The organism is Uliginosibacterium sp. 31-12 (assembly GCF_030548425.1).
Lineage (GTDB): Bacteria > Pseudomonadota > Gammaproteobacteria > Burkholderiales > Rhodocyclaceae > Uliginosibacterium > Uliginosibacterium aquaticum.
Window position 1 is genome coordinate 809352 of sequence record NZ_JAUOOA010000001.1, and the last position, 23536, is coordinate 832887.

Sequence of the window (23536 nt, forward strand, 5' to 3'; positions counted from 1 at the left end):
ACATGAAACATCTCACTTCGCCCGCCCTCCATGCCGCCCCGGCGGCGGTCAGGCCCCGCAGCCGGGGTACGGCCACCCGGCTGTTCCCGCTGCTGGCGGCACTGCTGACGCTGGCCGGCTGCTCGCTGGCCCCGGCCTATCAGCCACCGCAGGTCGAGACGCCGGCCGCCTTCAAGGAGGCACCCACTGCGGCGCAATGGAAGACCGCCGAACCCGCCGAAAACGCCCCGCGCGGTGAATGGTGGAAAGCCTTTGCCGATTCGACGCTCAACGAACTGGAAAGCCGTGCTGCAGCGGCCAACCAGGATCTCAAGGCCGGCGCTGCCCGTCTGAGCCAGGCCCGTGCCCTGCAACAGAACGCCCGTTCGGCGCTCTTCCCGCAGATCGGTATCGGCGCCGGAGCCACCCGCCAGCGTCCCTCGCCAGCCTCGCAAGGGCTAGCTGCAGACGCCGACACCGATATCTCGACGTTGTGGCGGGCGCAAGGCACCGTTGCCTACGAAGCCGACCTGTTCGGCCGGGTGAGCAGCAGCGTCGATGCCGCAGCGGCCACCAGTGCACAGCGCGAAGCCCTGTTCCACTCACTGCAACTGGCCATCCAGGCCGATGTCGCAAATGCCTACTTCTCCTTGCGCGAACTCGACGCCCTGGCCGCGCTGTATGCAGACACCGTCACGCTGCGCGAGCAAAGCACCCGCCTCTTCCAGCGCCGTTTCGATGAAGGAGACATCAGCGAGCTGGAGCTAGCCACCGCCCGAACCGAACTCGCCTCGGCCCGCTCGGAAGCCATCGGCATCGCCCGCCAGCGTGCCGTGGCCGAACACAGCCTGGCCATCCTGCTCGGCGAGGCGCCGGCCGCCTTCGCCCTGCCCCCTCAGCCGCTCGACCGGGTTGAGCTGAAAGTGCCGGCCGGGCTACCGTCCACCTTGCTCGAAAGACGTCCGGACATCGCCGCCGCCGAACGCGCGATGGCCGCCGCCAATGCTCGCATCGGCACGGCGCGGGCCGCCTTCTTCCCGCGCCTCTCGCTGACCGGGGCACTGGGTTACGAGTCAGCCGAGCTGGGCGATCTTTTCAAATGGAGCAGCCGCACCTTCCTGCTGGGTCCGATGGTCGGCACGCTGCTTTCGCTGCCGGTCTTCGATGGTGGCGCTCGTCAGGCGGGGGTGGATCAGGCACGTGCCGCCTACCTCGAAGAGGCTGCCAACTACCAGCAGACGGTGCTGCGCGCGTTCAAGGAAGTAGAGGACAACCTGGCCCATCTGCGTCTGCTCGAAAGCCAGACACAGGCTCAGGACGAAGCCGTCAGCTCGGCCCGGCGGGCCGCCCGGCTATCTCAGGTCCAATATCGTGAAGGCTCGGTCAGCCACCTGAATGTGATCGATGCCGATCGCAGCGTGCTGCTGCAACAGCGCGTAGCCGTTCAGCTCGAGGCTGAACAGGCGCGGGCTACGGTCAGCCTGATCCGCGCCATTGGCGGTGGGTGGCAGGCACAGGCCGCCGTCAATTGACCCGTAAGCAGTGAAAACACCTGTGTGAGCAGGCGGGGCCAAGCCCGCCCTCACACGGGCCCCGCATTCATGATGCGGAGGCTTGCCGGGCAGAACAGTCGTCACATAAGTGAAATTCGCCCAAGCCCCAATTGCCGCGCGCTGAAGGGCATCCTCCGGTGCGGGCAACCCTGCGTCACTGCGCGTCGGCCTGCTCCGGCTCCGAGGGCTGGGCTTCTGGGCTATCGGGCAAACGCAGCACATGTCCCATCCGCTGCCGTTTGGTCTGCATGTAACGGCGGTTGTCCGGATTGGAGGGCACTTCGTGTGATAGCGACTCCAGTACCTTCACGCCCTCGCGCTCCAGCGCCTGTCGCTTGGTCGGGTTGTTGCTCATCAGCCTGATGCTGACAACACCCAGATGGCGCAGTATTTCTGCCGGCGCCGCGTAGCTGCGACGATCGGCCGGTTGCCCAAGCGCCAGATTCGCCTCGACGGTATCCAGGCCCTCATCCTGCTTGGCGTAGGCCGCAATCTTCTGCTGCAGGCCGATGCCGCGCCCTTCGTGGCCCCGCACATAAATACAGACCCCGGTGCCCGCAGCCGCAATGCGTTGCAGGGCAAGCTCCAGTTGCTCACCGCAATCACAGCGCCGCGAACCGAAAACGTCTCCGGTCAGGCATTCGGAATGCACGCGGACGAGCACCCCCGTCTTCCCCTCGACAACACCGCGCACGAGTGCAAGATGCTCCACACCACCATGCTCACGGAAGGCATGGACACGGAACTCGCCATGCGCTGTCGGCAGGACGGACTGAGAAATCTGATCAAAGATGGACATGAACTGACAAACCTGACTGCTCGAAGGCTGTTCGACAGCCGCGCTCTGAGGTGGTTCGAAAACTCCGGAGCATCCCACCCCGAGGCTCAAGGGATAGTGATCGCGACCCACTGGCGATGTACGCCGCGCTTCCGGAGGAATCCGCTATTTTGCCCGGCCTTGTGCCCAAGCCCAAAGCACTATCTCGTCTATGCATTGCGCCAAAATCCATCGCCAGGTGATGAATTGAGTGATCCGCCCTGGTTTGGGACCATGCAGCCCCCTTACATTGGGCCTGCCACACCGGAACGCGCCAGCTCGCTGTACCCAAACAAAGGGGCGGATCGGCCATGGCGATCTGCTCAACACTTACCGTGAAATAAAGAGCGCGGCGTCTCTGCACAGCGCGCAGGCATTCAGAAGAACCAGCGCGCATAGGCTTCCAGCCGCCAGTTCGAAGTCTTGGTAGTGAACTCAGCGTCTTCCGGCCCACCGAGCAAAATCGCCCGACTGCGCAGTTCGAGATTCGAGAAGCCGGTATAGCTGACTTCGGGCTGGATCTGCCAGCTGCCGTCACCGATATTGGCCATGGTGGTCAGCGCCACGCTGCCATAAAGCCAGCCAAAGGGCTCAGCCTTGCTAGCCTTCAGATAGAGATAGTCCTGCCCGGGATTGGCTTTGGCATAGCCGGACTGAGCCACCGTGCGCGCCTTGCTGCTCAAGCTGGCTGAGGCCCCCTGAACCGTAGCGCGGTCCATGAAGGCGTAGTAATCGTCCAGCTCATCTGCCGTATAGCCACCACCATTGTAGTAGTACTCACCTATCAGGGTGATCTCGCCAAGAGTCAGGTAGCGAAGGCCAATCAGAAATGCGTTGTAATCGAGTGGCGTGCTGCTGGAGACGCCACTTTCGCTGACCGTAGTACGCGTCGCATCCAGGGTGCGCGCCCACTCGCCATGCACTTCAAGCGCAGGACTCAGGTTGCGCGAGAAGTCGGCACCGAAGCTCTGCGGACGCGCGCCCTCTCCCCGCCACATCAGATCTACATCGGTATCCCAGGCGAGCAAATAAAGTTTCGCAGCCGGATTAGGGTTCTGCTGCTTGCCAAAATCATTATTCAGATTGTCGTTTGTGGGTACGACGAGCCCTGTCAGACCAAGGGCGCTCACCGGCCCGGCAAGGCTGCGGTTCCACTCTACGCCAGCCATCACAAAGCCCTCCCGGCTGGCAGTAGGATCGACCGGATCCTTGGGGCGTTCCACAAACCCCACTGGGTTCCAGGCATAGCCCTTGCCCCAGCGCTGCACGCGCTTGCCAAGGTCCACTGTCAATGCAGGCCCCGCGCTCCAGCGTAAGCCACCGTCCATCAAGGCCCCATAGCTCACGCGTTCGAGCAGGGTGTCCGCCGCATAACTAGCCTGGGCTCGTGCATCGGCTGTAAAGCCGCGCCAGCTGGTCTTACCGGAAAGCTCCAGGGTGGTCGTGGTGCGATTGAGCCAGTCGCGCGGTGCTTCACCCGGGTACGCAATACGGTAAGCCGAGCTGTCGCCGCGCAGACTGAGGGTTTCGAACTTCTGCTCGAGGTAGCCGCCGAACTCGTAAGGTTTTTTCTCGAATTCGCTGGCATCGAATACAAACTCCTCTGCCTGCGCAGCCATGCTAGAGAGTATCCAGAGCATGGCCACAGCACATGCTTTCATTTACGCAACTCCTCCAGGCGTGACATGAAACCCTGCGTGAACACTTCATCGCTGACCACGCGCTTCTTCAGACCGGAGTAGAGCATCACCGACTTGTAACCCTTGTACAGCGGGCTGTCCGTCTCGACCGTGGCGGGGCGCTTGATGCCGCCGCCGAAGTCCTTGATGTCCTTGAATCTCAAGGTCTTGATCAGCATGCCGCTGGACGCAAACGCCTCGATTTCGAGCGGCAGCACGGTCTTCTTGTCGACCACCATCTTGAGCTGGTCGTAGGCGACTTCGGCCGTCTTGGCTTTCAGCTTGAGCAGGTAGGTTTCACCTTGATCTTCAGTGCTGGCGACGCTGTATTCCTCGGTGTAATCCACACGCAGGATGTCGGCATTGCTGAACACGCCGCCGGTGATTGATTGCTGGCTGGTGATGCGCATGGGCTTGCCGACGCTGGGCACGTAGAGCCACATGTTGTCGCCATCGCGCAAGGTGCTGCGGCCCTTGTCGCTGGCTGGTGCGAGGAAGAGTGCGGCAACCTTGTCCTTACCCTTCTTCACTGAGAACAGCACGAATTCCTTCTTCGTCCCGTCCGGTTCGATGTTGATGAGCTTGCGATACATCTCGTAGCTCTCCGGTTCCAGATTGCGGTCGACCTTCTGCAAGATGGCGATGCCATCAATGGCGGACTGGCTGAGCGAGGTGGCGAAGATGGCCACAGCAGCCAGTGAAAGTGCGATGAGTTTCTTCATGGTGAGTCTCCATTTAATTCAGGGACATCGGGTTCTGTAAGGCCGACTTCAGTCGGCTATCTACATCGGGTGTGTGGCTCAAGCCGCACCTACCCAGTTACACGTGTTTCAGCGCCTGAATCGGGTCCATATTCGCTGCACGCCAAGCCGGCTGCAGACTGGCCAAGCCGGACACCAGCACCGCCAGACACAGCACCAGCAGCACTTCGCCCGTCGCCAGATCCGGCACCAACGAGAGCTGGCTGCGGCCGTAGGTGAATTCGATGGGCCAGGCATGGAACACGGCGACCAGCGCGTAACTGATGGCCACCCCCACCACCGCACCAGCCAGCCCGAGCAGCAGGCCTTCACCGAGGAACAGGCCCATGATCCTGCCGGGCCGGGTGCCGATGGCCGCCAGCGTGCCGATTTCGCGGATGCGCTCATACACGGCCATCAGCATCACGTTCATCACGCTCACCAGCACGATGGCAATCAGCATCACGCGGATGAAGAGCGTCATCAGGTCGATCATCTTCACGATCGTGGCGAAGGGAGACAGTTCCTTCCAGGTATGCAGTTCGGTGGCCGGTTTGTCTTCCTTGTTGCGGATCGTGTCGAGCTGGCTGGCAAGGCGTTGTTGCACTTTCTCCAGCCCGTCCAGGCTCTTGATGCGCACGGCAATCTCCATGACTTCGGGCTTGTCCATGCGCAGCAGCTCGCGGGCATCCTTGATGTGGATGTAGCCATCGCGCCCGCCGGGGCCGGTGACCTGGTCGAGAATACCGCGCACCGTGAAGGGCCGTGCGTTCACCGAGCCGGAGGCGTTGGTCACGACCAGCACCACCGAGTCACCGACCTTCACCTTGAGCCCCCTGGCCAGCAGCGTGGGCAGCAGAAGCTCGCCTTCCTTGACCAGCGGGCCAGTCTTGTCGCCATCGCTGATGCGCCGGCGCAACGCCGGCACCGTGGCGTCTTCCGCCTCGGGCTCGATACCGTTGAGGCGGATCGCGCTGGTTTCGGCGTAGTTGGAGAACATTGCCCCCATCTTCACGCGTTTGGAATACGCCACCACATCCGGGTCGGCCTTGAGAAACTCCTCGATCTTGTCGATCGCCTTGGGCTGCAGATTCATGTTCAGCGGCGAATTGTCGGTCGCCGCCTGATAGCCCTTGCGATGAACCTGCAGGTGACCGAGCATCGAATCGGTGATTTCACCGACCATGGTCTGCTTGAAGGCGCCTGCCGTGGCCACGAAAACCAGCAGGGCGACTACGCCCAGAGTGATGAGGCCGGCGGTGAGCAGGGTGCGGCGCTGATAACGCATCAGATTGCGCGCTGAAAGCTTGAGGGTGGCGATCATGCTGCACCTCCTTGCTGGTGAAGTTTTCCGTCTTCAAGGATGAAGGTCAGCTCGGCCTCGCTCATGATTTTCGGATCGTGCGTCGAGAACACGAAGCTGGTGCCGAAGTCGTCGCGCATCTTCTTCATCAGATTGAGGATGCGGTAAGCGGTGTCGTGGTCAAGGTTGGCGGTGGGCTCATCGGCCAGCACCAGCTTCGGCTCGCCCACCAGCGCGCGGGCCACAGCGATGCGCTGCTTCTGCCCGCCGGAAATCTGATCGGGGCGCTTGTTTGCCTGCTCGGTCATGCCGACCGCTTCAAGCATCTGCATCACGCGCTCACGGCGCTTGGCTTCAGACCAGCCACGCACCATCAGCAGCGGGTATTCGACGTTTTCATAGCAGTTGAGCACCGGCACCAGATTGAAGTCCTGGAATACGAAGCCAAGATGTTGGCCGCGAAATGCGGCAGCGGCTTTGCGTGACAAGGTTGAAATGTCTTTGCCATACACCTTCATCGTTCCGCTGCTAGGGTGATCAAGGCAGCCGATCAGGTTCAGCAGGGTCGACTTGCCGCTGCCGGAAGGGCCGACGAACGCGGCAAAGGCGCCTTCGCCGATCTCGAAATTCACGTCTTTCAGTGCCGGGTATTCGATGTCGCCCACCCGGTAGGTTTTCTTGATGTGTATCGCCTGGATCAATGACATGGTTTGTCTCCCGTGTTGATTCCTGATGCCGGATCTAGGGCGGACTTCAGTCCGCCTCCAAGCTTGGCGTGCGACTGAAGTCGCACCTACGAAAACCTGCTTAGCCGAACTTGATGAACATCTTGGAATAAGGGGCTTTGATTTTTCCCAGTGCTTCTTTGACCTTAGCCTTGTCCTGCGAGAACAGGGCAGCCTTGAGGTCTGTCACCGACTTCTGAAGGGCTGCATACGAAGCCTTGAACTCTTCATTGCCGCGAAAATCTGCCGAGGCTTCGCTGACGAGTTTGTTGGCGAGCATTTCCAGCGCACCTGCCTGGGCGGTGAGCTCCAGAAAACCGTTAGCACCGTCGAGGATCTTCGGGCCTTCGATCAGCACATGCTCCATCTGTGCGTGATAGGCATTCATGTGGTCGCTGAACACGATCACGTTGTTGCGAGCGCGCAGCTGGGCCATTACATCACGGGCTTCTTCCAGCGTTTCGTGCGCTTCAATTAACTGCCCCTGGTCGATTTCGGCAGCTGCTTTGTCATATACCTTGCTGACCTCGGCGAGCGAATCGGCAAACTGGGTGTCGCGGTCGTAAGGAGGCGGCGCCTTGACCATGAATTGCTTGAGGATGCTGGCCCAGGTTGTGCGTGCCTGAGCAATCGCTTGTTGTGCGTCAGGCTGTGAGGCCTGGTTGGTCTTGAAGAGCGCTGCGCGGTAAGGCGCATAGGCCTTCTGCATGGCGTCGGTAAAGGGGTCAGAAGCGTTGGCTATCCCAGTCGCAAGCAGAAAGCTGAAGATCAGGGCGGGCTTGAACATGATGTTTCTCCGGTCAGCAGTAGATAACTGAAGTGTGGCTTCCCCCCGGTAGAAAACTGTTAGCAGTTTGTCCTGCTTTGTAAGCAGATGTTGCCAACGGGAACTTTGGCAACATCTGCATGCACATCACGCCGATTTCATGGTGTAGGCATTTTGGCGGGTGAGCGTGGATCAACATTAGCCTTGAGGCCACCGCTGAAGCTCTTCACATCAAAACCTTCCTGTATCAGCAGGCGAGCCGCGAAGTAGCTCATTTTTCCGAAAGCACAGACGGTAAGGACCGGACGCGTGCGATCCAGCTTGGCAAGATTGGCTCGCAGGGTTGGAAACGGAATGTTGATCACGTTTGCGGGCGCCGGGAAGGCTTCAGCCAGGGGCTGGGGGCGCACATCAACGATCTGCACCTGTGGATCGGTGGGCAATTCTGTAATGTGGCGCACCAGTCCGTCACGACGATTGCAGGCGGTGAACCCGGCGAGGTTGATCACATCCTTGGCCGAGCCGAAAGGCGGTGCATAGGCCAGTTCCAGATGACACAGATCGTCAATCGTCATGCCGCCGAGAATCGCGGTGGCCATCACGTCCAGCCGCTTGTCTATGCCTTCAAAGCCGGTGGCCTGGGCACCTAGCACACGACCACTGTCAGGCTCCCACAAGATCTTGAAGCTGAGCGGTTTGGCGCCGGGATAGTAGCCAGCATGATGCTGGTCATTCACAGTGACCGTTGCATAGGGTTTGCCTGCTGCTTGCAGACGTTTTTCGCTCCAGCCAGTAATGCCGGCAGCCACCTCGAAACCACGCACGATGGCCGTACCCAGCGACCCGGGATAGGGGCGCGCTTTGTCCGCCATGAAGATGTGATCCGCAGCCACCCTGCCCTGACGATTGGCCGGCCCGCCCATGGGCACGTTGACCGGGCTGTCGATCACGCGATCGCGGGTCTGCACCGCATCACCGGCGGCGTAGATCGACGGGTCGGAAGTCTGCATGAAATCATTCACTACGATGTGGCCGCGCGGGCCAAGCTCCAGCCCAGCATCGTGTGCGAGTTCAGTATCGGGTTTGACACCGATGGAGAGAATCACCAGATCGGCGTCCAGCACCTTGCCCGAGTTCAGGTGGCAGCGCAGATGACTTTCTTTAGGCTCAAAACGTGCCACGCCATCGCCCAACGTAATCCCTATGTTGTGACGACGCAGTTCGGATTCGAGTAGTGCCGTCATCGGTGCATCAAGCTGCGGGAAAATCTGCGTCTGCAATTCCACCAACTCAACCGAGAGGCCTTTGTGGCGCAGTTGCTCAGCCATCTCGATACCGATGAAACCAGCGCCGATCACCACTGCACGCATGCCTTCATCCGTGGCAGAGACGATGCGGTCCATGTCCTGCAGATTGCGCAGCGTGAACACGCGATGATCGTCTATGCCAGGCAGCGCCGGGCGCAGTGGTGAAGCGCCGGGGGCCAGCATCAGCTTGTCGTAGCTAATCCATTCGCTGCGACCATCGGCGAGATACTTCACCTCCACGCGCTTGCCGGCTCGGTCAATCTTCACGGCCTCGCAACCGGTACGCACATCAAGCTTCAGCAAGCTCTTGAGACTGGCTGGAGTCTGTACAGCAAGAGCCGTGCGATCGCAGATCTCTCCGCCTACGTAATAAGGCAAGCCACAGTTGGCAAAGGACACGTCCGGCCCGCGCTCGATCATGATGATTTCGGCATGCTCATCAAGACGGCGCGCACGCGCAGCACAGGAGGCCCCAGCGGCTACGCCGCCAATAATCAGCAATCGGTTTGAAGTGCTCATGGCAGATCCTTTCGGCGAGTGAGTGGAAGTTTTGCCGTTCAGTACTTCAACTGGACACTTATCCGGCTGCCTGTGGCAGGCAGATCAAAGGCGCTATCGGCAAAGGCGGGTGGGCCGAAGACAGCAGGATTGTTGGAGAGGCCATAGCCTTCAAGCGGGAACATCCCCAGGCGCAAATCCAATTTGCCACTGGCATTTTCATCGTGATAGGCCATCAACGCGTAAGACCCGGGCGGAACATCCTCAAATCGCAGCAAGGCTTTACCGCTCTGTGCCGGCACGACCAGCACACGAAAGGCCTGCGCCTCCTTGCGGAATGCGTCTTGCGGACGATAAAGGCTTGCCCGCAAGCTGCCACTGGCATTGCGCACACCGGCCACTTCGACCTCCAGCGAGCCACTGGTTGGGGTTTGCGCCTGCACCGTGAGCGCACAGAACAGAAAGAAAACAGAGAAGAGGCGATTCATCGTGCACTCATCCTAGAAAAGGGGAAGCCCAGCGCACGATATCCTGCGCCGGACGGGCACCTGCTTCGCGTGCCACTTCGTTGCCGGCCTTGAAGAGGGCTAAGGTGGGAATACTGCGGATACCGAAACGTGCGGCGATCGCCGGTTGGGCTTCGGTATCCAGCTTGGCTAGCAAAGCACGGCCATGCAGCAAGCGCGCCGCCTCAGCATACATCGGCGCCATGCTCCGGCAGGGACCACACCAGGGCGCCCAGAAATCCACCAACACCGGCAGGCCATTACGCGCAATCACGGCATCAAAACTGTCTGCTGTGAGCACGACTGGCTCAGCCGGAAGAATCGGCTGCTTGCAGGCTCCGCAGATCGGGCCATCCTGAAGACGCCCGGCTGGCACGCGGTTGATGGCCTTGCAGTGGATACACACGATCTCCATCACGTTTCTCCGGTAGACAAACCAAGACGATATTATTCTACTATTTGGTTATATAGCAATTTTAAAACTCAAAAGCTAGTAGCACTTACCGGCACCATGACATATGCAAGTTCGGTCAGTGTAAAGAGTTCGCGATGGCATGGAGTCTGGCTACACAAGTGAAAGTCGCCGATCGTGTATACGGTTCAAGCGCTGGCATGCCCAGGAAAATCAGGATTTCACCGAGCAAGATGAAGAGCTCCTGTTTCACGCCATCAAGCAGACAGCACAGCTGGAGGTCTGCGCCGACAAAGTCGCACCCCTGAATCAGCAAGATCTAGTCAATGAACAGTCAAGCTTGAGGCTGCGAGTACACGATGCCTGGCATAGGGCCAGGCCACGGTGGTCACGCACATCCTCTCGCTTCCGCAAGGTGTTTCAGGCGGCCTTCACGAAGGATAAAGCGGGCCCTGATGTGGGGGCATCGCTCACCGCATTCGGCGTGAGTCAATGGGTGCGCAGGGCTGCCGCGAACAAAAGCGATCATTGCTTATGCATGATTTTGTTATTAGCAATGCGATTTTTATTCGTTCTCTTGATAAGCGGTGTTTCATAAAGTGTCCATGTCGCCTCACTCAACAATGAAAGGACACCCCGATGAAGTTCTCCCCGCGCAAGAAAGTGCTCGCAGCCGCCCTCTTCAGCCTGCTCGGCGCAGCGCAGGCACTGGCTGACGTCACCCTGCTGAACGTTTCCTACGATCCGACCCGCGAACTCTACGAAGACTTCAACAAGGCCTTCGCGGCGGACTGGAAAGCCAAGACCGGCGAGACCGTCACCATCAAGCAATCGCACGGTGGTTCGGGCAAGCAGGCTCGTGCCGTGATCGATGGCCTTGAAGCCGACGTCACCACTCTGGCCCTGGCTTACGACATCGACGAGATTGCCAGCATCGCCAAGACTCTTCCCGCAGACTGGCAGAAGCGCCTGCCCCACAACGCTTCGCCCTACACCTCGACCATCGTTTTTCTGGTCCGCAAGGGCAACCCGAAAGCCATCAAGGACTGGAATGACCTGACCCGCAAGGGCGTCGACATCATTACGCCGAACCCCAAGACTTCGGGCGGTGCGCGCTGGAACTATCTTGCAGCCTGGGCCTATGCCCTGCAGCAACCGGGCGGCAATGATGTCAAGGCCAAGGATTTCGTGAAGAACATCTTCAGCAATGTGAAGGTACTCGATTCCGGCGCCCGCGGTGCCACCACCACCTTTGTCGAACGTGGCATCGGTGACGTGCTGCTGGCCTGGGAAAACGAAGCCTATCTGGCAGTGAAGGAACTCGGTCCGGACAAGTTCGACATCGTGGTGCCCTCGATTTCCATCCTGGCTGAGCCGCCGGTTTCCGTGGTGGACAAGGTCGTCGATCGTCGCGGCACTCGCAAGGTGGCCGAAGCCTACCTGAAGTATCTCTACTCGCCGGTCGGCCAGGAAATCGCAGCGCAGAACTACTATCGTCCGATCGATCCGACCATTGCCAAAAAGTATGAAAAGCAATTTACCAAGGTGAAGCTGGTCACCATCGACGAAGTCTTCGGCGGCTGGCAGAAAGCCCAGAAGACCCACTTCGCTGACGGCGGCGTCTTCGACCAGATCAGCATTCGCTGACAGCACGCGCTGTTCCAAGCCAGGCGAGGCTGCGTGCAGCCTCGCTCTTTCCTGCGGAGGGCCTTACGCCATGTCAAAAATCCTGATCGTTCCGGGCCTGCATGGCAGCAGCCCCGAGCATTGGCAGAGCTGGCTGGAAACAAAGCTCCCGGGCACCCAGCGCATCGAACAGGATGACTGGGCCACGCCCCATCTGCCGCGCTGGGCTGGCGCCATCCGGCATGAACTGGACCGCGCCAAGGGGCATGTCTGGATCATCGCCCACAGCTACGGCTGCCTCGCAACAGCACTGGCCACCACAGGCTATCAGAACAAGGTTGCGGGCATCATGTTTGTGGCGCCTGCGGACCCGGACAAATTCGATGTGGCCAGCTATCTCGCCCACGAAAAACTCGCGTTCCCGAGCGTCGTCGTGGCTTCCAGCAATGACCCATGGATGCGCCTGACGAAGGCCGCCTACTGGGCAGACCTGTGGGGCGCACGCCTGATCAATCTCGGCAATGCCGGGCATATCAACGTGGATTCAGGCTTTGGCGCATGGCAGGAAGGACTCGATATCTTCGAGCAGTTGCGCAAGACGCAGTCCGATCTGCCGCTGGGTACGCTGGACCCTGATTTCCGCTTCGATGCAGGGAAGAAAACGCCGGCCACCCGGAAGTCCCGTCAGTTCAATCAGCGCCTGCAAGCGAACTGGCACCGCTGGCTCTATGGCGACGAAAAACCCGTCGTGTGAAGGCCACCGCCCTCCTCATCCACGGGCGTGTGCGCCACCTCATAACCATTCTTCTCGAGCAAACGCCGGGCTTTGACGAGGCGCTCCTGCAAGCGACAGAAGCGCAGGCTGCTGCGATAGTCATCCGGGCTGTTGGCCAGATCCAGGCCATTGGCGGCTAGCCAGCCACGAATGATGTTCAGACTCTTGCCACCGATTCCCGGCATGCGTGACAGCGTGTGATAGTCCAGCAGCGCGACATCTTCGGGCGTGAAATCACGCCGCTCCAGCAAGGCACGCAATGCGTTGATCTGACGGGTGTTCAATACACCTTCTGGCATGGCGGGAAGAGCTCCTGATGGCAAAGAGGGGTGGAGGGTTTCCTTGATAGTAAACAGGCACACAAGCTGAGCCGAACGAATAAATCACGATGTACTTATTCAACTTTCAGCCCCCTGCCCGCTGAACACCGCACGGCGAATCAGCATCTGCCCAGCCCCCGGCCACGACCGGTATAAACTTTCCTCCTCTCACCACGCCTCATCCGCAGCATGCCCATCCAGTCCAAACTCCCCGCCGTCGGCACCACCATCTTCAGCGTGATGAGCGCACTCGCCGCCGAGCATGGCGCGATCAACCTGTCGCAAGGCTTTCCGGATTACCCCTGCGACCCGGCCCTGCTCGATGCCCTCGCCGCTGCCGCACATGCCGGCCACAACCAGTACGCACCGATGGCAGGCCTACCTGCCCTGCGTGCTGTGATCGCCGCCAAACTCCAGCTACAGCATGGCATTGCAGTCGATGCCGACAGCGAAATCACTGTCACCGCCGGCGCTACCCAGGCATTGTTCACGGCCATTGCATGCGTGCTGCAGGCGGGCGACGAAGCCATCCTGCTCGATCCCTCCTACGACAGCTATGCCCCAAGCATTCTCGCGCAAGGCGCGAAACCGGTGCATATCGCACTCATGGCACCGGACTTCAAGGTGGACTGGGAACAAGTGGAGCACGCGGTGACGCCGCGAACCCGACTCATCCTGATCAACAATCCGAACAACCCGGCGACCTCGGTGTTTTCTGCGGCCGATCTGGATGCGCTGGCCGCGATAGCCGAGCGCCATGATCTGCTCGTGCTGGCCGATGAAGTCTATGAACACCTCATCTACGACGGTGCGATCCATCAGAGCGTGCTGACTCATCCAGCCCTGCGTGCACGCAGCTTCGCGGTGTATTCCTTCGGCAAGACCTTTCACGCCACCGGCTGGAAGATCGGCTACTGCGTCGCCCCGCCAGCGCTCAGCGCCGAGTTCCGCAAGATCCACCAGTTCCTCGTCTTCGCCGTGAACACCCCGGCCCAGCATGCCTTGGCCGCTCACCTTGCAGATCCTGCATGCTGGCAAGGTCTCTCCGCCTTCTTTGCCGAGCGGCGCGCCTTGCTCGCTCCCGGGCTGAAGTCAGCGGGCTTCAAGCTCCTGCCTAGTCAGGGCACCTACTTCCAGCTCGCCGACTACTCGGCAATCCGGCCGGATCTGGAAGATGTGGCCTTTTCCCGCTGGCTGACCCTCGAGCATGGCGTGGCAAGTATTCCGATCTCGGTGTTCTACCAGCAACCACCGGCACAGAAAATCGTGCGCTTCTGTTTTGCCAAGCAAACGCAAACCCTGCAGGCTGCCAGCGCACGCCTAGCCAGGCTGGGAGCCTGAGAAGCGGCTCCCGATCTGCGTCAGCAGGGTGAAGGGCAGCATAGGAGTCTGCTCAATGCCCACCCCCCAGCACCAGGTCGGCCAGTTTTTCGCGGATTTCAATCAGGGAGTGGCGCGCATAAAGCAGCGGCAGCTCGCGGCGCTTGGCCTGATCTCGCACATTGCGCAGGAGCTGGTGATTGATGCGATCGCAGATCACCACCACCAGACCCGTGCCGCTGGGAATCTTGCGGCGCTCGTCGCCAACCTTTCGGCCAGTCCAGTGTTCCGTCACCGTGAAACCTCTCAGATGAGGATTCTGTTCCAGCTCCTGCCTGATCGGATCCACATGATCCGCGCCGACGATCAATGCCTTCATCACACTCTCCCCAAGCCAAGTCGATGGAACCCAGCTTAGGGATAATCTGCAGCGGGCAGAACCATGAATTTATTAGCTGCTTATGCCAATACCTGGCCTATGAAGCTGTTCGCGATCTTTTGAAAGCCTTGGCCTGGCTGGATGAGGAAAAGATAGTTACAACGGGGCTCCGTTTGCCAACGCCGTACAGGAGAAATTGGGGCGACCGTCGAGGTGGCAAAGCGCAATCAATTGCACACCTTTGCGGTTAGGCCTCAGCGCTGGATCGTGGAGCGCTCGTTTGCGCGGCTTGAGCAGTCTCGCCGACGCTCGAAAACCGCGGAGCGTCAGCTCAATACCAGCCTCCAGTTCATACGCCTAGCATTCTTGAGCGTGCTGCTGAAAAGATCCTGAGCAGTCTCCCTGGGCGGAAACTGAATAAGTGCAGCTCGGCCACTGCGGTCATTGGTATGACTCCCCGAGACAGGCTGCATTGCAGGACTAAGCTGTCGATCAACATAGATGGCCGCGGCCGGGTCGGTTCTGTATGCGCGTGAATGGCATGCAGCTTCGAGTCGCGCGTCTTTACGCGATCTTTACGCTCGCCCGTTCGGTATCAACACAAGCTTTATTCAGGGCTATCTAGAGTTCAGGGCAAGAGAGAACGCGGGTTCTCTCCCTTGCCGGAGAACTCTTTCATGTCTGAATTCCTATGTCTCGCATTGCTGGCAGGCGCGTTCGCCTGCGTGGCATTGCTGATTGCGGGCTGCCACAAGCTGGAGGGGCTGAAATGAGCGCCCTTTACTGGATCGCTGGCGGCGTCGCGTTGCTGCTCTTCATCTACCTGCTGGTCGCGCTGTTCCGCGCCGAGGAGATGTCATGAACCACTCATCCGTCTTGCAGGTGGGGCTGTACCTGCTGATCCTGTTTCTGCTCGCCTGGCCGCTGGGCCGCTATCTGGCCGATCTGTTCGAAGGCCGGGTGGCCGAGCGCTGTCCGCGTCTGGCGGCAGTCGCCGGGCGTTTCTATCGTCTGTGCGGCGTCCGTGCCGAACAGGATATGAGCTGGTGGCGCTACGCCCTGGCCTTGCTGGTCTTTAATGCCATCGGCGTGCTTGTGGTGTATGCGCTGCAACGTCTGCAGGTCTGGCTGCCGCTCAATCCGGCCGGCATGGCCGCGGTGGAGCCAGGCTCGGCTTTCAACACGGCCATCAGTTTTGTCACCAACACCAACTGGCAGGGCTACAGTGGCGAGGCGACGATGAGTCACCTCACCCAGATGCTCGGTCTGGCGGTACAGAACTTCCTCTCTGCGGCCACTGGTCTGGCGGTGGCGATTGCCTTGGTACGTGGCTTCGCGCGTCGCTCGGTAGCGGGCATCGGCAATGCGTGGGTGGACCTGACGCGGGCCACCGTCGGTGTGCTGCTGCCGTTGTCCACCGTGATGGCGGTCTTCCTCGTGGCGCAGGGCGTCGTGCAGAACTTTTCCGGCCCGACCGAAGTCATGCTGCTGCAGCCAGTCGAATACAGCCAGCCCAAACTCGGCGCAGATGGTCAGCCACTCAAGGATGCCGCGGGCCAGGTCGTGACCGAAACAGTTACTGCCAAGGCCCAGTCGCTTCCCATGGGCCCGGTTGCTTCACAGGAAGCGATCAAGATGGTCGGCACCAATGGTGGTGGCTTCTTCAATGCCAACTCCGCCCATCCTTACGAGAACCCGACCCCGCTCGCCAACCTCGTGCAGATCCTGGCGATCTTCCTGATCCCGGCCGCACTGTGCTTCACGCTCGGCCACATGGTCGGTGATATCCGTCAAGGCCTGGCGATTCTCGGTGCAATGACGCTGGTTTTTCTGGTCATGGTGGCCATCACTATCTGGGCCGAGGGGCACGCCAATCCCTTGCTCACCGCGCTAGGCATGGATGGCAGCGGGGGCAACCTCGAAGGCAAGGACGTACGCTTCGGCAGCCTGCAATCGGCGCTGTTCGCGGTGATCACCACGGCCGCCTCCTGTGGCGCGGTGAATGCCATGCACGACAGCTTCATGCCGCTGGGTGGGCTGGTGCCGATGTGGCTGATCCAGCTGGGCGAAGTGGTGTTCGGTGGCGTGGGTGCAGGCCTCTACGGCATGCTGGTTTTCGCCATCGAAGCGGTATTCCTGGCTGGCCTGATGATCGGACGCACGCCGGAATATCTGGGCAAGAAGATCGAGTCTTACGAGATGAAGATGGTGGCGGTCGTGATTCTCGCCACGCCTCTGCTGATTCTCGGCGGTACGGCCATCTCGGTGCTGGCAACGGCCGGCGTCTCCAGCATGGCCAACCCGGGCGCGCACGGCTTCTCCGAGGTGCTCTACGCTTTCTCCTCAGCAGCCAACAACAATGGCTCCGCCTTCGCCGGTCTGTCAGCCAACACGCCCTTCTACAACCTGATGCTGGGGCTGGTGATGTGGTTCGGTCGATTTACCGTGATCGTTCCGGTGCTGGCGATTGCTGGGCGGCTCGCCGCCAAACCGCGTCTGGTGGTCACGGCCGGTACGCTGCCCACGCATGGCCCGCTCTTCATTGTGCTGTTGATCGGCACGGTCGTCCTCGTCGGCGCGCTGACCTATCTGCCCGCTCTGGCGCTCGGCCCGATTGTCGAACATCTCAATCTCTTTCACTGAAAGGAAGCATGACATGAGCAAAAAAATTACGCTTCCGCTGCTAGACCCTGCGTTGATTCGTCCGGCCATGCTGCAAGCCTTATACAAGCTTTCACCACGCGCGCAACTGCGCAACCCGGTGATGTTCGTGGTGTGGATAGGCAGTGCGCTGACCACCTTCCTGGCCGTGCAGGCCAGCTCCGGCCAAGGCGATGCACCGGCCGGTTTCGTCTGGGCTATCGCCATCTGGCTGTGGTTCACCGTGCTCTTTGCCAACTTTGCCGAAGCCATGGCCGAAGGACGCGGGCGGGCACAAGCCGAAGCCTTGCGCGGTCTGCGTCGTACCACCTGGGCCAAGGTTTTGAATGAACCACGTTACGGCGCACAGTGGCAGTTGCGTGAGTCCAGGGATTTGCGCAGCGGTGATGTGGTTGTCGTCTCGGCGGGCGAAACCATCCCCGGCGATGGGGAAGTTATCGAAGGCGTAGCTTCGGTGGATGAATCCGCCATCACCGGAGAATCTGCACCAGTGATTCGCGAGGCCGGTGGCGACTTCTGTTCCGTTACAGGGAGCACCCGAGTGCTGTCGGACTGGCTGGTGATCCGCGTCACGGCCAATCCGGGCGACGCCTTCCTCGACCGCATGATCGCCATGGTGGAAGGCGCCAAGCGCGGCAAGACACCTAACGAGATTGCACTGACCATCCTGCTCGTGGCGATGACCCTAATCTTCCTGTTCGCCTGCGTGAGCCTCTTGCCCTTCTCGCTCTACAGCGTGGCGAGCACGGGCCTGGGCACGCCGATCAGCGTAACGGCGCTGGTCGCCTTGCTGGTGTGCCTGATTCCAACCACCATCGCCGGTTTGCTCTCGGCTATTGGCGTGGCTGGCATGAGCCGCATGATGCAGGCCAATGTCATCGCCACCTCGGGCCGTGCGGTCGAGGCGGCAGGCGACGTGGATGTGCTGTTGCTCGACAAGACTGGCACCATCACGCTCGGCAACCGCCAGGCCAGCGCCTTTCTGCCTGCGCCGGGTGTGAGCGAAAAAGCTCTGGCCGATGCGGCGCACCTCGCTTCGCTGGCCGATGAGACCCCGGAAGGACGCAGCATCGTCGTGCTGGCCAAGGACAAGTTCAACCTGCGTGGCCGCGATTTGCATGAAGCGCACTTTGTTCCTTTCACCGCGCAAACCCGCATGAGCGGGGTCGACATCGACGGGCAGGACGCTCAGCAGCATGACATGCGCCACATCCGCAAGGGTGCCGCCGAGTCAGTACACGCCTGGGTGGAGGAACAGGGCGGCGCTTTTCCCGCGCCCGTACAGCACAGCGTCGAAGAGGTCGCCAAGCGTGGCGGCACCCCGTTGGTGGTTGCGGATGGTCGCGAAGTGCTGGGCGTGATCGAACTGAAAGACATCGTCAAGGGCGGCATCCGCGAGCGCTTCGCCGAGCTGCGCAAGATGGGCATCAAGACAGTGATGATCACCGGCGACAACAAGCTCACGGCTGCCGCCATCGCGGCCGAAGCGGGGGTCGATGATTACCTCGCCGAGGCCCGCCCGGAAGACAAGCTCAAGCTGATCCGCGACTATCAGGCCGAAGGGCGGCTGGTGGCCATGACCGGCGACGGCACCAATGACGCGCCCGCACTGGCGCAAGCCGATGTGGCCGTCGCGATGAATTCCGGTACGCAAGCCGCCAAGGAAGCCGGCAACATGGTCGATCTGGACTCCAACCCGACCAAGCTGATCGAGATTGTCGAAACCGGCAAGCAGATGCTGATGACGCGCGGCTCGCTGACCACCTTCTCGGTGGCCAATGACGTCGCCAAGTACTTCGCGATTCTGCCCGCCGTTTTCGTCGGCACCTATCCGCAGCTGGCGCGCCTGGACATCATGCATTTGGCCAGCCCGGCTACTGCCATCTTGTCTGCCGTGATCTTCAATGCCTTGATCATTGTCGCCTTGATTCCGCTGGCCTTGCGCGGCGTGCGCTATCGCCCACTCGGCGCGGCCATTCTGCTGCGCCGCAATCTGCTGATCTATGGTCTGGGTGGCGTGTTGCTGCCTTTTCCCTGCATCAAGTTGATCGACTTGTTCCTGTCTTCCATGGGAGTCGCATGATGAACGCCACAACTCAATCCCAATCCATCTGGCACACGCTGCTGGCCGAATTGCGCCCTGCCGCCAGCCTGTTTCTGGCCCTGACCCTGATCACCGGCGCCGCCTATCCATTGCTGATCACGGGCATTGCCCAGGGCCTTTTCCCGCACGAGGCCAACGGCAGCCTGATTCTGAAAGACGGCAAGACTGTCGGGTCGGAGTTGATCGGCCAGCCCTTCAGCGATGCGAAATACCTGTGGGGCCGGCCTTCGGCGACCGGGCCGCAGCCCTATAACGCACTGGCCTCCAGCGGCAGCAATCTCGGTCCGCTGAATCCGGCGCTTGTCGACACGGTCAAGGCTCGTATTGCCGAGGAGCGTACAGCCAACCCGGCGCAGACCGGACTGGTACCGCAGGAGCTGGTTACCGCCTCGGCCTCCGGCCTCGACCCGCACATTTCTCCCGGAGCAGCCCGCTGGCAAGTTGCCCGTATTGCTCAGGTTCGCGGCCTGCCTGCTGAGCGAGTGCAGGCTATCATCGAGGCATGCTCTGAGCAGCCTGCCTTCGGCCTGTTCGGTGAAGCGCGCGTGAATGTGTTGCAGGTGAACCTCGCACTGGATGCCCTGAAGTGACCGACCAAAGGCCCGACCCCGACCGGCTGCTTGCCGCACTGGAACGCGAAAGCGAGCAGGCTGCGCGTGGACGTCTGAAGATTTTCTTCGGCGCCTGCGCCGGGGTGGGCAAGACCTACGCCATGCTCAACGCAGCCCGGCAGAAGCTTGCCGAGGGCGCGGACGTGCTGATCGGCGTGGTGGAAACCCACGGCCGCAGCGAAACGTCTGCGCTGCTCGAAGGCTTGCCGCTGTTGCCACGGCGCGAGGTGGCCTATCGCGGGCGAACGCTTGCCGAATTCGATCTGGACGCTGCCCTGGCCCGCAAGCCGGCGCTGATCGTGGTCGATGAACTGGCGCATACCAACATCGAAGGCAGCCGTCACCGCAAACGTTGGCAAGATGTGGAAGAACTGCTGGCCGCCGGGATCGATGTGTGGACGGCACTCAACGTCCAGCACCTGGAAAGCCTCAACGATGTGGTCGGCAGCATCACCGGGATACGCGTGCATGAAACGGTGCCCGATCAAGTCTATGAGCGTGCAGATGAAGTCTCGCTGATCGACTTGCCGCCCGAAGAATTGCAGAGTCGCCTCAAGGCGGGCAAGGTTTATCTGGGTGATGCTGCGGAGCGCGCCGCCGACAACTTCTTCCGCACCGGCAACCTGATCGCCCTGCGCGAACTGGCCCTGCGTCGCACGGCAGACCGCGTGGATGCGCAAATGCGCGCCTACCGCGCCGACCGTGCAATTGATCGTGTGTGGCAGACGCGTGATCGCCTGATCGTCTGCATCGGCCCCGGAACGGGCGGCGAAACGCTGGTTAGAAATGCCGCACGCATGGCCAGTCATACGCAGGCCGAGTGGATTGCGGTCAGCGTGGAAACGCCCGACATGGCCGGCGAATCCGAATCGCATCGCGGGCGCCGGCGCAACGCGCTGAAGCTGGCGGCCTCGCTGGGGGCCGAGGTGTGCAGCCTGAGCGCCGTGAACGCAGCAGACGCACTGGTGCGTTTCGCCATCAACCGGAACGCAGGCAAGCTGGTACTCGGACGCGCACGACGCGGCGTCTGGCAACGGCTGCTGCACCCCTCTCTGCTGGATCGGCTGGCCCTGCTCGAACATGAGCTGGAAATCGTCGTGGTTGGCCTACCGCATCACGAAAACCGCAAAGAGGCGCCTGAGCGTCGCCTGCCCGTGAACTGGCGCGGCTACGTCTGGGCCATCGTCATCTGTGCCACCACCACTGCCTTTGCCGCCTTGCTCCTGTCGGTGTTCGACCTGGCGAACGTGGTGATGGTCTTCCTGCTCGCCGTGGTGGGCGTGGCCTTGCGCTTCGGGCGCGGGCCCGGCGCGCTGGCCGCCTGCCTCAGCGTAGCGTCTTTCGATTTCTTCTTCGTGCCGCCACGCCTGACCTTTACGGTCAATGACACCCAGTACGTATTCACCTTCCTGCTCATGCTGGTGGTGGCCCTGGTGATCGGTCAGCTCGCGGCCAAGTTGAAGTTTGAGGCTGTGATGGCTGCCGAGCGCGAGCACCGTTCGGCGCAGCTGGCCGAACTATCACGTGCTCTTTCCGCCGCGCTTTCCACCGAGCAGATCGTTGATGTCGCCCTGCAGAACCTGGCGGGTATTTTTCAGGCGCGCGTTTCCATTCTGCTGCCGGACGCGGAAGCCAAGGTCCGACCAGCGCATGCGCCCGACAGCGATTTCGTCGATCTCGCGGTGGCGCAATGGGTCTTCGAGCATGAGCAGGAGGCTGGTCGTGGCACGGCCACCCTGCCGGCGGCCAAGGCGCGCTACTTGCCGCTGCGCGCACCGATGCGGGTACGCGGCGTACTGGGCTTGCTTCCCGGACATGGCCTGGTACTGGACGAACCGGCCATCACCCGTCAGCTGGAAACCTGCATCAGTCAGATCGCCCAGGCGCTGGAGCGTGTGCATTACGTTGAGGTCGCACAGGAGGCGCTGGTCAGTATGGAGTCCGAGCGCCTGCGCAACTCACTGCTGGCCGCTGTATCGCACGATCTGCGCACCCCCCTGACCGGCTTGGTCGGCATGGCTGATACGCTGGCAGCTCGGCCATCGCGGCCACCAGAAGAGCAGGAAATGATTCAAGGCATGCGCGACACAGCCCATCGCCTGACCGCATTGGTTTCCAATCTGCTGGACATGGCACGCCTGCAGACCGGTCGCATCGAAGTAAAGCGCGACTGGTGTGCGATTGAAGAGGTGATCGAAACAGCCAGTCGCCAATTTAGCGTACAACTGGCATCGCATCAGCTCGAAACCCGTATCGAGCCCGATTTGCCCCTATGCGAATTTGATCCGGTACTGATCGAGCGCGTACTGGTGAACTTGCTCGACAACGCCATTAAATACACGCCGGCAGCCAGCCACATCCGCATCTCAGCCGAATTGGCGGGGCGGATGCTACAGGTCAGCGTGGACGATGACGGCCCGGGCTTGCCGACAGGCCCCACTGAACGCCTGTTTGCAAAATTCGAGCGAGGTGATACCGAGTCCGCACAACCCGGTGTTGGCCTTGGCTTGGCCATCTGTCGCGCCATCGTGAGTGCGCATGGCGGCCACATTGAAGCGCACAATCGGGCCAATGGCGGGGCTAGTTTCAGCTTCAGCCTGCCGCTGGGCGAGCCCCCCGAGGCTGCCAACCTGGAGAAGGATGCATGAGCAGCCGAGTACTGATTATTGAAGACGACCCGGTGATCCGGCGCTTCGTACGCGCCTCACTGGAAACAGAAGGTTGTGAAGTCTTCGAAGCGGATTGCGCAGAGCGTGGCTTGATCGAAGCCGGTACGCGACAACCCGAGCTACTGATTCTCGATCTAGGCCTGCCTGATCGCGACGGGCTCGACGTCATCCGCGACGTGCGCACTTGGTCGCGCATACCCATCATTGTGCTGTCGGCACGCACCCAGGAAAGTGAAAAGGTCGCGGCTCTGGACGCTGGTGCCGATGACTATCTGGTCAAACCCTTTGGTGTCCCCGAATTACTGGCGCGTGTTCGAGCGCAAGTGCGCCGCCAGGCCAGTATGGCCGTCGGTGAGCAAGCCGTATTCGGTTTTGGAGATGTGACGGTAGACATGATCCAGCGCCGTGTAACCCGCGCTGGAGAAGAAGTGCATCTCACACCCATCGAATATCGCCTGCTGACCGTGCTCATGCGTGGCCACGGCCGCGTGCTGACGCATAGACAGTTGATGATGGATGCCTGGGGGCCAGGCTACGCCGAGCGTACCCACTACCTGCGGATCTACATGAAGCAGTTACGCGAGAAGCTGGAGCACAGCCCGGCACAACCGGAATACCTGTTGACCGAAACCGGTGTCGGCTATCGCTTGAAAAATTGAACGTACTGCGACAGCAACCAAGTGGATAGCCGCCGCTAGGCGAGAACAATCCCAATGACCGCTTCGGCCGGGCAGCACGCATAGGCTTTGCGGCCGGTTTCAAAGTGAAGCGGTCATCTGAATGACG

The 23536-nt window shown here is 60.9% G+C and carries 21 protein-coding genes and 1 pseudogene; 11 read left to right on the top strand and 11 right to left on the bottom strand.

Annotated elements, in window-relative coordinates; translation table 11 throughout:
* The first annotated feature begins 2 nt into the window (after positions 1–2).
* Complete coding sequence (locus Q3Y64_RS03835) at positions 3–1511, top strand: efflux transporter outer membrane subunit (protein WP_101944511.1); 1509 nt, start codon at positions 3–5, stop codon at positions 1509–1511.
* Between the two features lie 175 nt (positions 1512–1686).
* On the opposite strand, the gene ribA is transcribed toward Q3Y64_RS03835, so the two are convergent.
* The 9 genes from ribA to trxC all read right to left on the bottom strand — a co-directional run bounded on the left by ribA (position 1687) and on the right by trxC (position 10288).
* On the bottom strand, positions 1687–2331 hold the full coding sequence (ribA, locus tag Q3Y64_RS03840; RefSeq protein ID WP_303560175.1) for a GTP cyclohydrolase II: 645 nt from the start codon (positions 2329–2331) through the stop codon (positions 1687–1689).
* A gap of 395 nt (positions 2332–2726) precedes the next feature.
* Positions 2727–4010, bottom strand: a complete 1284-nt coding sequence (locus Q3Y64_RS03845) for a hypothetical protein (RefSeq protein ID WP_303560176.1) — start codon at positions 4008–4010, stop codon at positions 2727–2729.
* A complete protein-coding gene (locus Q3Y64_RS03850) occupies positions 4007–4750 on the bottom strand; it encodes an outer membrane lipoprotein-sorting protein (RefSeq protein WP_303560177.1) in 744 nt (247 codons plus the stop codon). Before Q3Y64_RS03850 ends, Q3Y64_RS03845 begins: the two co-directional genes overlap by 4 nt.
* A gap of 97 nt (positions 4751–4847) precedes the next feature.
* Positions 4848–6092: an FtsX-like permease family protein gene (locus tag Q3Y64_RS03855; protein WP_303560178.1), complete on the bottom strand. Its 1245-nt coding sequence runs from the start codon at positions 6090–6092 to the stop codon at positions 4848–4850.
* Positions 6089–6778, bottom strand: coding sequence for an ABC transporter ATP-binding protein (locus Q3Y64_RS03860; protein WP_303560179.1), 690 nt, complete (start codon positions 6776–6778; stop codon positions 6089–6091). The genes Q3Y64_RS03855 and Q3Y64_RS03860 overlap by 4 nt, the downstream gene beginning before the upstream one ends.
* Before the next feature lie 100 nt (positions 6779–6878).
* Complete coding sequence (locus tag Q3Y64_RS03865; RefSeq protein WP_303560180.1) at positions 6879–7583, bottom strand: hypothetical protein; 705 nt, start codon at positions 7581–7583, stop codon at positions 6879–6881.
* 137 nt (positions 7584–7720) lie between these two features.
* Entirely contained in the window at positions 7721–9388 is a 1668-nt protein-coding gene (locus tag Q3Y64_RS03870) for an FAD-dependent oxidoreductase (RefSeq protein ID WP_303560181.1), read from the bottom strand.
* 38 nt (positions 9389–9426) lie between these two features.
* A complete protein-coding gene (locus Q3Y64_RS03875; protein WP_101944502.1) occupies positions 9427–9855 on the bottom strand; it encodes a DUF2141 domain-containing protein in 429 nt (142 codons plus the stop codon).
* Positions 9856–9862: 7 nt separating this feature from the next.
* Positions 9863–10288, bottom strand: a complete 426-nt coding sequence (gene trxC, locus Q3Y64_RS03880) for a thioredoxin TrxC (protein WP_303560182.1) — start codon at positions 10286–10288, stop codon at positions 9863–9865.
* Positions 10289–10924: 636 nt separating this feature from the next.
* Here trxC and Q3Y64_RS03885 point away from each other — a divergent pair.
* Together Q3Y64_RS03885 and Q3Y64_RS03890 are read left to right on the top strand one after the other, a co-directional pair.
* Positions 10925–11932, top strand: coding sequence for a sulfate ABC transporter substrate-binding protein (locus Q3Y64_RS03885; RefSeq protein ID WP_303560183.1), 1008 nt, complete (start codon positions 10925–10927; stop codon positions 11930–11932).
* Positions 11933–12002: 70 nt separating this feature from the next.
* Positions 12003–12665, top strand: a complete 663-nt coding sequence (locus Q3Y64_RS03890) for an alpha/beta hydrolase (protein ID WP_303560184.1) — start codon at positions 12003–12005, stop codon at positions 12663–12665.
* Here Q3Y64_RS03890 and Q3Y64_RS03895 read toward each other — a convergent pair.
* Positions 12638–12985 (bottom strand): hypothetical protein, encoded by a 348-nt coding sequence (locus tag Q3Y64_RS03895; protein ID WP_303560185.1) that lies wholly within the window; start codon positions 12983–12985, stop codon positions 12638–12640. The genes Q3Y64_RS03890 and Q3Y64_RS03895 overlap by 28 nt on opposite strands.
* A gap of 210 nt (positions 12986–13195) precedes the next feature.
* Here Q3Y64_RS03895 and Q3Y64_RS03900 point away from each other — a divergent pair, with 210 nt between their 5' ends.
* Positions 13196–14347 (top strand): methionine aminotransferase, encoded by a 1152-nt coding sequence (locus Q3Y64_RS03900; protein ID WP_368506639.1) that lies wholly within the window; start codon positions 13196–13198, stop codon positions 14345–14347.
* A gap of 52 nt (positions 14348–14399) precedes the next feature.
* Here Q3Y64_RS03900 and Q3Y64_RS03905 read toward each other — a convergent pair whose 3' ends face one another.
* Positions 14400–14705, bottom strand: coding sequence for a DUF2325 domain-containing protein (locus Q3Y64_RS03905; protein ID WP_101943721.1), 306 nt, complete (start codon positions 14703–14705; stop codon positions 14400–14402).
* 157 nt (positions 14706–14862) lie between these two features.
* Here Q3Y64_RS03905 and Q3Y64_RS03910 point away from each other — a divergent pair.
* From Q3Y64_RS03910 to kdpE, 7 genes and pseudogenes are all read left to right on the top strand, one after another.
* A pseudogene (locus Q3Y64_RS03910) lies at positions 14863–15098 on the top strand (transposase); the annotation flags it as partial.
* Between the two features lie 376 nt (positions 15099–15474).
* Positions 15475–15567 (top strand): K(+)-transporting ATPase subunit F, encoded by a 93-nt coding sequence (kdpF, locus tag Q3Y64_RS03915; RefSeq protein ID WP_101943722.1) that lies wholly within the window; start codon positions 15475–15477, stop codon positions 15565–15567.
* Entirely contained in the window at positions 15564–17348 is a 1785-nt protein-coding gene (gene kdpA, locus Q3Y64_RS03920) for a potassium-transporting ATPase subunit KdpA (protein WP_303560186.1), read from the top strand. The genes kdpF and kdpA overlap by 4 nt, the downstream gene beginning before the upstream one ends.
* 13 nt (positions 17349–17361) lie before the next feature.
* Positions 17362–19449, top strand: coding sequence for a potassium-transporting ATPase subunit KdpB (gene kdpB / locus Q3Y64_RS03925; RefSeq protein WP_303560187.1), 2088 nt, complete (start codon positions 17362–17364; stop codon positions 19447–19449).
* On the top strand, positions 19449–20060 hold the full coding sequence (kdpC, locus tag Q3Y64_RS03930) for a potassium-transporting ATPase subunit KdpC (RefSeq protein ID WP_303560188.1): 612 nt from the start codon (positions 19449–19451) through the stop codon (positions 20058–20060). Before kdpB ends, kdpC begins: the two co-directional genes overlap by 1 nt.
* Positions 20057–22729: a sensor histidine kinase KdpD gene (locus Q3Y64_RS03935; RefSeq protein ID WP_303560189.1), complete on the top strand. Its 2673-nt coding sequence runs from the start codon at positions 20057–20059 to the stop codon at positions 22727–22729. Before kdpC ends, Q3Y64_RS03935 begins: the two co-directional genes overlap by 4 nt.
* Positions 22726–23409 (top strand): two-component system response regulator KdpE, encoded by a 684-nt coding sequence (gene kdpE, locus Q3Y64_RS03940; protein ID WP_101943730.1) that lies wholly within the window; start codon positions 22726–22728, stop codon positions 23407–23409. The genes Q3Y64_RS03935 and kdpE overlap by 4 nt, the downstream gene beginning before the upstream one ends.
* The last annotated feature ends 127 nt before the right edge of the window (positions 23410–23536 follow it).